This is a genomic window from Nostoc sp. (assembly GCF_036917235.1).
In the GTDB taxonomy this organism is placed as follows: domain Bacteria; phylum Cyanobacteriota; class Cyanobacteriia; order Cyanobacteriales; family Nostocaceae; genus Nostoc.
This window is the reverse complement of sequence record NZ_JBALDU010000009.1, coordinates 129,015-141,847: the sequence shown is the minus strand read 5'-3', so window position 1 is coordinate 141,847 and position 12,833 is coordinate 129,015. Positions and strand designations below refer to the sequence as shown.

General features: G+C 44.2%; 8 protein-coding genes. 4 read left to right on the top strand and 4 right to left on the bottom strand.

Annotation, left to right across the window (positions count from 1 at the left end; all coding sequences use genetic code 11):
- Positions 1-75: 75 nt before the first annotated feature.
- Together V7K44_RS03540 and V7K44_RS03535 are read right to left on the bottom strand one after the other, a co-directional pair.
- The gene (locus tag V7K44_RS03540) at positions 76-1,920 is read right to left on the bottom strand and encodes a peptidoglycan D,D-transpeptidase FtsI family protein (RefSeq protein WP_334928688.1); all 1,845 of its coding nucleotides are present in this window, start codon (positions 1,918-1,920) and stop codon (positions 76-78) included.
- Positions 1,921-2,023: 103 nt separating this feature from the next.
- A complete protein-coding gene (locus V7K44_RS03535; protein ID WP_334928686.1) occupies positions 2,024-2,704 on the bottom strand; it encodes a hypothetical protein in 681 nt (226 codons plus the stop codon).
- A gap of 494 nt (positions 2,705-3,198) precedes the next feature.
- On the opposite strand from V7K44_RS03535, the gene V7K44_RS03530 reads away from it, so the two are divergent.
- The 4 genes from V7K44_RS03530 (at position 3,199) to ligA (ending at position 9,346) form a co-directional block, all read left to right on the top strand.
- On the top strand, positions 3,199-3,402 hold the full coding sequence (locus tag V7K44_RS03530) for a hypothetical protein (protein ID WP_334928684.1): 204 nt from the start codon (positions 3,199-3,201) through the stop codon (positions 3,400-3,402).
- Positions 3,403-3,916: 514 nt separating this feature from the next.
- Positions 3,917-4,249, top strand: a complete 333-nt coding sequence (locus V7K44_RS03525; RefSeq protein ID WP_334928682.1) for a hypothetical protein — start codon at positions 3,917-3,919, stop codon at positions 4,247-4,249.
- 284 nt (positions 4,250-4,533) lie between these two features.
- Complete coding sequence (gene glgB, locus V7K44_RS03520; protein WP_334928680.1) at positions 4,534-6,825, top strand: 1,4-alpha-glucan branching enzyme; 2,292 nt, start codon at positions 4,534-4,536, stop codon at positions 6,823-6,825.
- Between the two features lie 484 nt (positions 6,826-7,309).
- Positions 7,310-9,346: an NAD-dependent DNA ligase LigA gene (gene ligA, locus V7K44_RS03515; RefSeq protein WP_334928678.1), complete on the top strand. Its 2,037-nt coding sequence runs from the start codon at positions 7,310-7,312 to the stop codon at positions 9,344-9,346.
- A 224-nt stretch (positions 9,347-9,570) separates the two neighbouring features.
- Here ligA and V7K44_RS03510 read toward each other — a convergent pair whose 3' ends face one another.
- Both V7K44_RS03510 and glgP read right to left on the bottom strand, forming a co-directional pair.
- A complete protein-coding gene (locus V7K44_RS03510; protein ID WP_334928676.1) occupies positions 9,571-10,347 on the bottom strand; it encodes a Uma2 family endonuclease in 777 nt (258 codons plus the stop codon).
- 105 nt (positions 10,348-10,452) lie between these two features.
- The gene (glgP, locus tag V7K44_RS03505; RefSeq protein ID WP_334928674.1) at positions 10,453-12,666 is read right to left on the bottom strand and encodes an alpha-glucan family phosphorylase; all 2,214 of its coding nucleotides are present in this window, start codon (positions 12,664-12,666) and stop codon (positions 10,453-10,455) included.
- Between the last annotated feature and the right edge of the window lie 167 nt (positions 12,667-12,833).

Sequence of the window (12,833 nt, the reverse complement as noted above, 5' to 3'; positions counted from 1 at the left end):
CTGTACCCTATACCCTGTAACCTATACCCTGTAACCTGTAACCTGTACCCTATTCCCCTCTTCAATTCCCACTCCCTACGGTACTTGCGTCCGTTGCTCAATTGCCTTACTGGGTGGAATCTGCTCAAGAGGAATAAGTGCTTCGATCACCGACTTTACAATTGGCGCGGCGACAGTAGAACCATAAGCACTTTCTCCTTTTGGCTCATCCACCAGTGCAAACACTACATAGCGAGGAGATTCCACGGGTAAAATAGCCACGAAACTGGTCATTCTCGCACCCTTGATGTATCCGCCATTAGGACTAGCTTTTTGGGCTGTACCAGTTTTACCAGCAATGCGATATCCCGGAATTTGTGCCGGCTTACCGCTACCTTGAGTAACAACAGTTTCCATCATTTCCACAACCTTTTGAGTTGTTGCGGTTGAAAAAATTTGGCGGGGGATGGTGTGAGTAGGTGAATCATGCATCTGCCCTTTGCTATCAATCAACCCGCGAACTACATGGGGTGTAACTAACTTACCGCCATTAGCTAAAGCACCGTGCATTTGCACTAGCTGTAACGGTGTCATGGAAAAGCCTTGTCCAAAGGAAGTAGTAGCTGCTTCAATTGGCGAAGCGATAAATTCTTCTTGACTTTTGAGCCGTCCGCCGACTTCAAAAGGTAAATCTGTATCTACTTTTTGTCCTAATCCTAAGCGTTCTAACCAGTTGTAATAAATTGAAGGCTTTAAACGTTGGATAATTTGCACCATGCCAATATTGCTAGAATATTGCAAAATCTGAGCGATGCTGATTCGCCCATTCCCATTATTCATGGCATTTTTGATGGTGTAATTAGCGACTCGAATCGAACCGGAGTCATTAAACATATCATCTGGTTTGATGATGCCATTTTCCAGAGCGATCGCCACATTCAAAGGCTTAAAAGTCGATCCTGGTTCATAAAGATCCGCTACTGTCCAGTTTTTAAATAGTGAAATATCAGATTTAGCATATTCATTAGGATTATAAGTAGGCTGAGAAACGAGGGCAAGTAACGAACCATCCAATGCATCCATGACAATTACCGCTCCACGTTTAGCGTCAAACTTCTCCATTTGTTGTTTGAGCGCAACGCGGGCAATTCGTTGTAGACGACTATCGATAGTGAGTTGTAATCGCAAATCGTCAAAATGCAAAAAGCCTTCGGGCGCCCGATCCGGCATCAAGACCCCATTACCCGACCGACTGAGCCGCACCGTTTGCACGGGACGTTCTAGCAACTTCTCTTGAGAGTATTCCACACCAGCTTGACCACGGCGGTCAACATTCACATAGCCCACCACATCAGCAACCAAATCGTCTGGTGGGTAAAATCGGGAGTATTTTTGAGTCCACTCCAGGCCATTTAAGCGCAAAGAGATGACGCGATCGATAATTTCTTCTGGTAAGGCTGGCGCAAGTATAATTCCGCTTCTTTTGCTTTGAAAAGTTTTCACCAATTCAGCAGTATCTTTTGCCAAAATTGGCGCAAGTCGCTCTGCCATATCTTCATTAGACTTATCAAACAGCTTGGGATGAGCGTACAAAGTATATACAGGACGGTCAATAGCCAACAGATCGCTATTGCGATCTACCACTGGGCGACGGGGCATAAAAGGTCGCACACTCACCATTTGCTGGTTGCGTGCATACTCGGTTAACTTTGATCCCTTGACAATTTGGAGATTATACAAGTTAATAGTCAACCCCAACCCTGATACCATTAATATGCCCCAAACAATGAACAGTCGGGACTTAGTGTTGGATGTTGGGTCTTGCATACTAGAGGCTAATTTTCCCAAAAGCCCTCGTTTATCACCCTTGTCCTTGTGTCGCCCTGTAAATTTTAAATTCCGAAACTTTCTGAATTTTGTTTTCTTTGGTGACTTCTGCATTGGGTTTGTCCTTTGTCCTTTGTCTGTTGCCTTTTGTGATTAACCAGAAGTCTCAGTCCTAATGACTAATGACTAATGACAAATGACAAATGACTCTTAGAGATTAGTATCCCAGTGGCGAGAGTGTTTGCGGTTGCGTTTCAGAATTTGGCGTTGTGTTAGGCGATGCTGGCTTAGGACTCTGAGATGCTGGAGGCAAGAAAATCATTCTTTCAGGAGTTGGCGATACCAGCCCTGCTGTTGGTTGTTCTGCTTCATTAGCCATTTTATTTTTCAGCGTCGCGTTGGTTGTCGTTAGCAGCCGTTCATGACGTTGGAGGTTTTGCAGTCTGCGATATGACTGACCCCAAAGCTCCTGAGAATAGACTGTCCAAGCATAAACAGCAAGTGTCGATGCTACTAACAAGAACGCCACAACTGACGAATAACGATGAAAGGTATACAAGCGCAGCAACCACAAAGGTGCAGATCCAGAATTCGGCATTGTGGGAAGCCCAAGAAAACCTTCCCCCGGACTCTTTTGGTTCCTATTCAACTGCTCATTGAGATTTGGTAATTGTTGTCTACCCAACTGTTTCCCTGATTTGGCTATAACTGCCTCATTTGTGGGAGAAACCGCTAATTTTTTTGAGGAACGCTGTTGTTTTTGAGAGGATACTGGTGTAGAAGCGCTCTGTGTTGCTGACTCCATACGCGCAGAGCGTCGCCTTCCTAAAGAAAGGATAGAATCTCGCCAGAACCAATTACCCCTTGTAGAAACAGTAGATTTACGAGCAACTACCATAAATTTTTAAATTTTTTTAGATGGGAAATACTGCACTTTAGATTGATTGTCTGTTTTTGCTCAGGTTAAAATCACCTTCTGTGCAACCAGCACACATAACAGACTATACCCTTTTAACTTTTCTGATAGGTAGCTGTATCAATGTTTGCATCCCCTAGAGATGCAATGTTTGCAATCAGCGATTAGAAACTGGACAGCTTACCCTTTAGGTATCGCACCTAAAGTATGGCAACCTCACGTAGCAATATGCAATACTCTGTGAAAAAAATAAAATTTTTTGCTATCATAGCTCCGTTTGCTAAATAATTTGGTACATTCTCGTTTTGCTCCTGAGTTAAGAGAAACTAATCAGGATACGTAATTCCAAAAACAATACCCCAAAGGATTGTTTTTTTTAAGTATGTAATCTCGCAGAATTTAAAAAAAGCAATAAATACGGTATCGTATTCAACAGGCGAAAAATTGTTCTAGCCACAATTGGTGAAAGAGGAGTTATGAAAACAAAAATCTTTGGTTTTGCTTTAATGTTAAGTCTGGCTGCAATTCTTGGGGCCTGTGAAGGTGGTGGTGGTGATGGTGCTGGTACTGCTACTCCAGCTGCTACAGGTGAACCAACTGATGCACCTGCTGTTAAAACTACTCCTGCTGCTACCCCCGCAGCAACTCCCGCAGCGACTCCCGCAGCGACTCCTAAATAAGGCATCTTAAACTTTAGTTTAAATCGCACCCAGAACTACTTAGTGACAGCATTCCTCACTACATAGCTGGAAATATCGCTCGAATTAATTGGGTTCACGAAAAAGCCTCATTTTTATGATGGTTTATCCGAGCCTAGAGTTTGCTCAAATATCAACTAAGTAGGGCAGTAAGTAGAGGACACTGGTAAAGAGGGTTATGTCCTCTACCAAGTGTCCTCCTGAAATTCCCACCCGCTCAAACCTTGTTACCAGTCCAAGAGAGTTGAGTCAATCTAAGCTATTTTGTCGGCAGGTACTTCCCTCGTTTGGCATTTTAAATTGCTTATACTACTGAGTTTTGAGAGGGTAAAATAATTTATTGCGATCGCTGGCAATTGCTCTTGAGCATTCCTGTAGTCTATTCCGTATCAGGAAAGACTTGGTAATCTCCCTTGATGTTGCCAGATTTTTATTGGGAAAATTTGGGCATGGGAAAAACAGATTTTCATCCTGCGTTGTGAAGGTAGTTCAGGAGATGAGGAGAGTTAAAACGAGAAAATCTATAAAGTTACTGAGCTTAATTGTAATTACTTTAACTTCGATTGTTTTAAGTAGCTATTGGAGATCGGCAGCAATAGCATTACCGCCACCAGAAGATACACCAGAAGAAATATTACGGACAAAGATTATTATAGAAGCGCGATCGCCTGTTGATGGCAAATCCCTAACAGCTGCCGAGTATATCCAATTGCAAGCCCAGCTGCAAGAGGTCCCGCCACCAAAACTAGACCCCAAAATTCGAGAACAAATTTTCTTGCTTCGCTTACGTAAAACCTTATTCCAGTTTTTTCCATTTTTAAATTTTTGATAAATTTGTCATTCATCCTCTGCCCAATACCCCTCAATAGTGCCCAGTTATGTTACCGGATAGCTAGGGTTTAGCCCGTGCTGAGTTCTGAGTAAAGAAGTGAGATTCCCTACTCAGCACTCGGAACTGTTTTGCCCTATGCCCTATGCCCTATGCCTCATGCTCAATACCCCATTCTGATGTAGGATAACGGTGGCGACAAAATTGCAAATAAATGTAAAGAATATATATAGATATTAAAAAAGTAGATTTAGTCAATCACGTTATTTCACTTAGGTAGCTTCATGTCCATGACCACGATCGCCCCTGAACAGGTTAACAGCATCGTTTGGAATCAGCATAACGATCCCTTTGAAATACTAGGTTCTCATCCCATAGAACAAGACGGTAAAACTGTCTGGGCTGTGCGGGCCTACTTACCAAATGCAAGTGCAGCATGGGTCGTTCTTCCTGAACAACGTAAAGAATACCCAATGCAAACGGTGCACGATCCTCACTTTTTTGAATGCACCATTGAAACTGCCGAACTGGCAAACTACCAGTTACGGATTAAAGAAGGAGAACATGAGCGTGTCATTTATGACCCTTACGCTTTCCGTTCTCCCCGCTTGACAGACTTTGACTTGCATTTGTTTGGTGAAGGCAACCATCACCGGATATATGAAAAACTAGGAGCGCACCCCACGGAAATAGACGGCGTTAAAGGTGTTTATTTTGCCGTTTGGGCACCTAACGCTCGTAATGTTTCATTGTTGGGAGATTTTAATCTCTGGGATGGACGTAAAAACCAGATGCGTAAAGGCCCCACCGGAGTTTGGGAATTGTTTATTCCTGAAATTGGTGTAGGGGAGTCTTACAAATATGAAATCAAAAATTTTGAAGGACACATTTACGAAAAATCCGATCCCTACGGTTTCCAGCAGGAACCCCGTCCGAAAACGGCATCCATTGTCACTGATTTAGATACTTACAGTTGGAGTGATGAAGACTGGATGGAAAAGCGGCGTCGCACTGAGCCGCTAACTCAGCCAGTTTCAGTTTACGAAGTGCATTTAGGCTCTTGGTTACACGCTTCGAGTGCAGAACCAGCTAAACTCCCCAATGGTGAAACTGAACCTGTAGTTGTTGTTTCGGAACTGAAACCGGGCGCACGCTTCCTTACCTACCGAGAACTAGCTGACCGACTCATTCCTTATGTCAAAGAATTAGGATACACCCACATAGAAATGTTGCCCATTGCGGAGCATCCCTTTGATGGTTCTTGGGGTTATCAAGTAACTGGTTACTATGCCCCTACCTCCCGTTTTGGCAGCCCTGAAGATTTCATGTATTTTGTTGACAAATGTCACCAAAATGATGTAGGGGTAATTGTGGATTGGGTTCCCGGTCACTTCCCCAAAGATGGACATGGTTTAGCTTTCTTTGATGGTAGCCACCTGTACGAACACGCTGACCCCCGCAAAGGCGAACACAAAGGATGGGGTACTTTGGTGTTCAACTACGGTCGCCGTGAAGTCTGTAATTTCTTAGCAGCAAATGCCCTCTTCTGGTTTGATAAATACCACATTGACGGCATTCGTGTCGATGCTGTTGCCTCAATGCTCTACAACGACTATTGCCGCGAACCAGGAGAATGGCTGCCCAATCAGTACGGTGGCAGAGAAAACTTAGAAGCAGCAGATTTTCTGCGTCAGGTAAATCACATTATCTTTAGCTATTTCCCTGGTATTCTCTCAATTGCGGAAGAATCTACTTCCTGGCCAATGGTATCTTGGCCTACCTACACAGGCGGACTGGGCTTTAACTTGAAGTGGGATATGGGCTGGATGCACGATATGCTGGATTACTTCAGCATGGACCCTTGGTTCCGCCAGTTCCACCAAAACAATATCACTTTTAGTATGTGGTACAACCACAGCGAGAACTTCATGCTGGCGCTGTCTCACGATGAAGTGGTGCATGGTAAGAGCAATATCATCGGTAAAATGCCGGGGGATACATGGCAGAAGTTAGCTAATGTGCGTTGTTTATTTAGCTATATGTTTGCTCACCCAGGCAAGAAAACCATGTTTATGAGCATGGAGTTTGGGCAGTGGAGTGAGTGGAATGCTTGGGCAGATTTGGAGTGGCATTTATTACAGCATGAAGCCCACCAAAAGTTAAAAACGTTTTTCCAAGAGTTGAACCATCTCTATCGTTCTGAGCCAGTTTTGTATACCCAGGATTTTGCTGAACCGGGGTTTGAGTGGATTGATTGTAGCGACAATCGCCATAGTGTAGTTTCCTTCATGCGTCGTGACAAGGATTCTGATGATTTTGCGATCGTGGTTTGTAATTTTACACCACAACCCCATTCTCATTACCGTATCGGTGTACCGCAAAAGGGATTTTATACTGAGTTGTTCAATAGTGATGCACGTCAGTATGGCGGCAGTAATATGGGCAACCTAGGTGGCAAATGGACGGATGATTGGTCTTTGCACAGTCGTCCTTATTCACTGGATTTGTGTTTACCACCTTTGGGTGTGTTGATTCTGAAGTTGGATAAGAAGAAGACTGCTGAGGTAATTGGATAATAATTTGGGGTGGGGTAATGCCCACCCTACACAAAATTTCGTCTATTTACAAGTTACTCAACCCAGTTCTCTAATAGACTCTGGTGAAATTAAATACGCGTTATTACCCTTGTAGAGAGGTAGCAGTGCTACCTCTCTACATTCTTTTATAGCGGTTCTAAGTTGCATAGAATACAGACCTAACCCCCAGGGGAGTAAAATTCAAAGCCCCTCTCCTTTTAGGAGAGAGGAATGGAAGTGAGGTCAAAGTGTATTGCATCCGAACGAGAAGCGTTATATATAGCGATTTATTGACTTGCGATCGCTCTGCATTTACGCATGGAATTATACTTAGTACTCAGGGGAAGCTTACTACTGAAGTTTGTGATGCGATCGCACTATTCAAGTATTAAATAGCAGGAGATATGGCTCAAAAGCCAAAATTTTGTATAGTACAAATGTATGATTTATTAGCCCTAATCCTAGATATTTTATAATAATTCTCATGACACAGATTAAGCCTCAAGTAAAGCGCACAGAAGAATTGCGCCAGTTATTGCAACAAGCAAGCTATGCTTATTACGTCCTAGATGCTCCAATCATGGAGGATGCAGTCTATGACCAGCTATATCGAGAATTGCAACAACTAGAAACTCAATATCCAGAATTGACAGCACCCGATAGTCCGACTCAGCGCGTGGGTGAGAGGCCAGCAACACAGTTTACCTCGGTGCGGCACAATATCCCCTTGTACAGTCTGGAGAATGCATTCAATATTGATGAGTTGCAAGCATGGGATCAGCGTTGGCGGCGACAAGTACCGAAAATAGATTCAGTGGAATATGTCAGTGAACTAAAAATTGATGGTTCTGCTTTGGCTCTTACTTACCAAGATGGCATTCTAGTTAGAGGCACAACTAGAGGTGATGGGGTGACGGGTGAAGATATCACCCAAAATGTGCGGACAATTCGCTCAATTCCCTTACGTTTGAATTTTGAAGGGTTAGAAATTCTCGAAAGGGTAGAAGTTCGAGGTGAGGCGTTTTTGCCGTTGGAAGTGTTTAAACAAATCAACGAGGAAAGGCAAAAAGCCAGCGAGCAATTATTTGCTAATCCCCGTAATGCCGCAGCTGGTACACTCAGGCAACTAGACTCCCGCATTGTCGCTAAACGGCGGTTAGATTTCTTTGGCTACACTCTGCACATTCCTGGTAGAGATGACACCAGTATTGCCAATACCCAATGGGAAGCATTGGAGTTATTGGAAAAGATGGGTTTTCGAGTCAACCCCAACCACAAACTGTGTGCCTCGATCGCAGAAGTGGCAAAATATTACGAATATTGGGATACGGAACGGCTGAATTTACCCTACATGACTGATGGGGTAGTAGTAAAGCTGAATTCTTTTAAACTTCAGGAACAGCTAGGGTTTACGCAAAAATTTCCCCGCTGGGCAGTAGCCTTAAAGTATGCAGCCGAAGAAGCACCTACCCGTGTGGAAAATATTGCTGTAAATGTTGGGAGAACAGGGGCATTAACGCCATTAGCCGAGATGCGCCCGGTGCAACTAGCGGGAACAACAGTTTCCCGCGCTACTTTACATAATAGCGATCGCATTGCTCAATTAGACATCCGCATTGGCGATACTGTGATTGTCCGCAAAGCTGGAGAAATCATTCCAGAAGTGTTGAGGGTAATCAAAGAACTCCGTCCCGCTAACACCGAACCCTTCGTTATGCCCACCCATTGCCCAGTCTGTGGCCAATTGGTGGTGCGAGAATCAGGTGAGGCAGTGACTCGGTGCGTCAATGCTTCCTGTGCGGCGATTCTCAAAGGTTCCATTGAACATTGGGTAAGTCGTGATGCCTTAGATATTAAGGGCATGGGGGAAAAGCTGGTATATCAACTCGTTGATAAAGGTTTGGTGCATTCCGTTGCCGATTTATATGAGTTGACAGCAGAGAAGTTATCTACATTGGAAAGGATGGGGAAAAAGTCGGCAGAGAAGTTGATAGATGCGATCGCTCAATCAAAAAATCAACCTTGGTCAAGGGTATTGTATGGTTTAGGCATCCGTCATGTTGGCAGTGTCAATGCTCAATTATTGACTCAGAAATATTTCACTGTAGAGCAGTTAGCAGCAGCAAAGCAATCAGATATTGAAGGCATTTATGGTATTGGTGCTGAAATTGCCCAATCTGTGTATCAGTGGTTTCGGATTGATGCTAACCAAAGATTGATAGAACGCTTGCAAGCAGAAGGATTGCAATTAACTGCCCCAGAGGAAACAACAACAGTTGCGGATGGTAATCAAAAATTTGCAGGTAAAACTTTTGTAATTACAGGTACATTGCCAACCTTGAAGCGAGATGAAGCGAAGGCTTTGATTCAAAAAGCTGGGGGAAAAGTAACTGATTCAGTGAGTAAAAAAACAGATTATTTAGTCTTGGGAGAAGATGCCGGTTCCAAGTTAGAAAAAGCAATTTCTTTGGGAATTGCGCAGTTAAGTGAGGCACAATTTTTAGAAATGCTTGAAAGTTAAAATCAGGTAAACGCCTGGAAAGCTATATATTTACTAAACAAATCCAGGCAATTAACCCATATTTATAAATCAGCCCAAAAGCGTCGCTGCTACAACCTGCATATCGCCGATTTATCAAATAAGTCGGCGATATTATTTTTCAGGAACGATTCAGGATTGCTATAGCAAACTAGTTGGTTTTGTAAAATCGGATGATTCTCGTAAGGGCAATTGATGAATTGCGTCTACTCAAACGGGGGTAAGTTGTTCGGGTCAATACCCTGAGATTGCAAGTAAGCAATCAGTCGTTCTTTTTGCTGACGTTCTTGTTCGGCACGTTGGCGTTCTTGTTCGGCGCGTTGGCGTTCTTGTTCAATCTGTTCTACAGCCCACAGTAACAAATTACCATCTCGATCCCACCAGCGCAACCAATAACCAGTGCGACCTTCTTTTGTTCCTTGCCAAGTTCCTAAAAATAAGCCCATTACATCAATCCAATGACGACCATTTTCGTCAGTTTGCTTTAACTCATAGCGTTTATTTTCTAGTTGATAATATTCTAATAAACCGCCATAAGGTTCAAAAATTATGTAAATGGGAATCTGCAAAATTTGCTCGTAGAAAAACCATTTTCCTGGTGGATAAGTTCGCTTGACTGAATATTCTCCACCCTCAGTATCGGATAAAAATTCGATAGCGATCGCAGGGATATCTCCTTCTAAATTAGGTGTATAACTTTTGCGATTACCCACAATTTCATTAACCGACGGCACATAAACCCAGTCAGGTGCTTTGGCAATAAATTGCTCGTTGACTGTCGCGCAAAGACCAAAGTTTGAAGCTATCAACATCTGAGGTTGGATGAATCCACTGATTTCTAGGCTTTCACGCAAAGCACCAGCCAAAAGTGGCTGACCGGTATTCTCCACTGGTTCATCCTCTAGTTGAAAATCTTTGGGCAAGGCTTCCCAAGAGATTACCAGTTCTGTTGGTGATTTGGCTTGGCTGAGTTGGGTTGCCATAAACACAGCATGAATTTATTTTCGATCTTATCGCTTGCGATACCAGGATCAAAAAAAAGGGGCAGAAAACCCGCCCCTCTATTTAACCAGGAAACTTCAAATGCTCTAAAGCAGAACTTTAGCTAAAATCGGTTCCACACTCTTAGAAATCTCTGGGACATACACCTGTGAAACGTAGTCGGCAATCATTCTGTCAGTGTTGAATAACGGCGCATTTGTCTTAATGGAGGTTTTCATCATCTGCACCCAACGGTGGGGAATGCCTTGGGCATCTTGGTCATAGTATAGAGGAACGATTTCTTCTTCTAACAGCTGATAAAGCGATCGCGAATCAATCCCATCTTGCAATTCTTGATCGCTAGTATTAGCATCTTCACCAATTGCCCAACCGTTAATTCCTTTACCATCGGGCCCTGCTTGGTAGCCTTCGCACCACCAGCCATCCAAGACGCTGCAATTAAGACCGCCGTTAAAGCAGACTTTTTGTCCACTTGTACCAGACGCTTCCAAGGGACGACGGGGATTATTCAACCAAACATCTACACCTTGCACTAATTTTTGACCAGTGTAAATGTCGTAATCTTCAATAAAGGCGACTCGGTTGATAATCCCGGAATTGTGACACCACTCCATCAAGCGCTGAATAATCCGCTTGCCCTCTTCATCGGCTGGGTGCGCTTTACCTGCAAAGATAATTTGTACTGGACGTTGAGTATTACCAAAAATCTTCAGTGCGCGTTGGGCATCGCGCAAAATCAGATCCCCGCGTTTATAAGGGCTGAAGCGTCTGGCAAATCCAATGGTCAACACATTGGGATCGAGTAATTTTTCAGTTGCTTGAATGAGTTCATAATTTTCGCCACGCAACTCCCGTGATTTCTTCACCTTATAACGGGTGAAAGCAATCAATCTTTCTTTGAGGATGAGATGCCGTGACCACAGTTCCTCGTCGGGGATCTCGTCAACTTTAGCCCACATCTTGGGATCGACGGCGCGATTTTTCCAGTCTTCTCCCAAATATTGGTTATACAAGTCACCTAACAGGGGTGCTGTCCAAGTGGGTGCATGAACGCCATTGGTAATGTAACCAATTGGTACTTTGTCTTCCGATCGCTGTGGATACAGAACTGTCCACATTTTACGGGAAACTTGACCGTGCAGTTCACTCACGCCATTACAAGCACGAGACATCCGCAATGCCAAAACGGTCATCCCAAAGGGTTCCCAAGGATCGCCCAGCCGTCTTGCACCCAGCGACAAAAATTGTTCGCGGGAAAGTCGCAATTGCGGCCAATAGCTAGCAAAGAAGGAGTCGATTAAATCGGGTGAGAAGACATCATGACCGGCGGGAACGGGGGTATGGGTGGTGAATACGCAACTGTTCCGCACCTTGGCTTCAATGTCGTAGAAGGATTTCCCAGTCCGCTCAATTTCTACCCGCGCAACTTCTAAGGTGCAGAATGCAGCGTGTCCTTCGTTGAGGTGATAGACAGAAGGTTCAATTCCCAAGGCGTGTAGGGCGCGAACTCCGCCAATTCCTAAAACGACTTCTTGGGCGATGCGGGTTTCCAAGTTACCGCCGTATAGGTGTCCTGTTAGCCAACGGTCAATGGGATCGTTATCATTGCGATCGCTATCTAATAAATATAAGGTGACTCGCCCAACTTGCACTCGCCAGATTTGCACTTTCACAACCCGCTGGCGAACTTGTAACTCGATAGTTACCGATTCCCCTTGCTCATTTTTAATCAACTCCAAGGGCATGTGGCCAAAGGGGTTGTCAATATAATAATCTTCTTGCCAACCTTGGCGGTTCAAGCGTTGCCGAAAATAACCTTGGCGATACAACAAGCCAACACCAACCAACGGCACACCCAAATCTGATGATGATTTCAAGTGATCCCCGGCGAGAATTCCCAAGCCGCCAGAGTAGACCGGTAGAGATTCATGAATGCCAAATTCGGCGCAAAAGTAAGCAATGGGGCGCAATGCAGATACTTGCGGTGCAACTCGACTGACCCAAGTATCTTGCTGGTTGATGTATTGGTCAAACTCACGCGCGAGGGCGGATATCTGCTTTAAGTAAAATGGGTCTTCTGCTAATTGCGTCAGACGCTCATAACTTGCCGACTCTAAAATTGCGACTGGGTTATGCCCACAGCGTTCCCATTCTTGGGGATCAATGCTTTGGAATAGGGAGATGCGATCGCCACTCCAACTCCACCAATAGTTATAAGCCAAATCTGCCAAACGCTTGAGCGGTGAAGGTAACTTTTCACTCAAGTGTTGTGCTGCGGTGATTGCACTGCTATTAGCCATACTAAATCTATGTCCTCGCGCTTAACTTTTTCTCTATGTATTGGGGACTGGGGAAGAAACAAGGGAGAAGAGTTTTCTCTTCTGCAAGAGCAGCACCCTTCCTACCTCTTTTCAATGCCCAGTTTTCTTTATTTCCTCTTCAGGTTTATCAAGAAAGGCAGAGGGCG

Bases quoted from the DNA above. Each gene is read 5' to 3' on its own strand.
- V7K44_RS03510 (WP_334928676.1), bottom strand. From the start codon at position 10,347: ATGGCAACCCAACTCAGCCAAGCCAAATCACCAACAGAACTGGTAATC.
- glgB (WP_334928680.1), top strand. From the start codon at position 4,534: ATGTCCATGACCACGATCGCCCCTGAACAGGTTAACAGCATCGTTTGG.
- V7K44_RS03540 (WP_334928688.1), bottom strand. From the start codon at position 1,920: ATGCAGAAGTCACCAAAGAAAACAAAATTCAGAAAGTTTCGGAATTTA.
- V7K44_RS03525 (WP_334928682.1), top strand. From the start codon at position 3,917: ATGAGGAGAGTTAAAACGAGAAAATCTATAAAGTTACTGAGCTTAATT.
- glgP (WP_334928674.1), bottom strand. From the start codon at position 12,666: ATGGCTAATAGCAGTGCAATCACCGCAGCACAACACTTGAGTGAAAAG.
- V7K44_RS03530 (WP_334928684.1), top strand. From the start codon at position 3,199: ATGAAAACAAAAATCTTTGGTTTTGCTTTAATGTTAAGTCTGGCTGCA.
- V7K44_RS03535 (WP_334928686.1), bottom strand. From the start codon at position 2,704: ATGGTAGTTGCTCGTAAATCTACTGTTTCTACAAGGGGTAATTGGTTC.
- ligA (WP_334928678.1), top strand. From the start codon at position 7,310: ATGACACAGATTAAGCCTCAAGTAAAGCGCACAGAAGAATTGCGCCAG.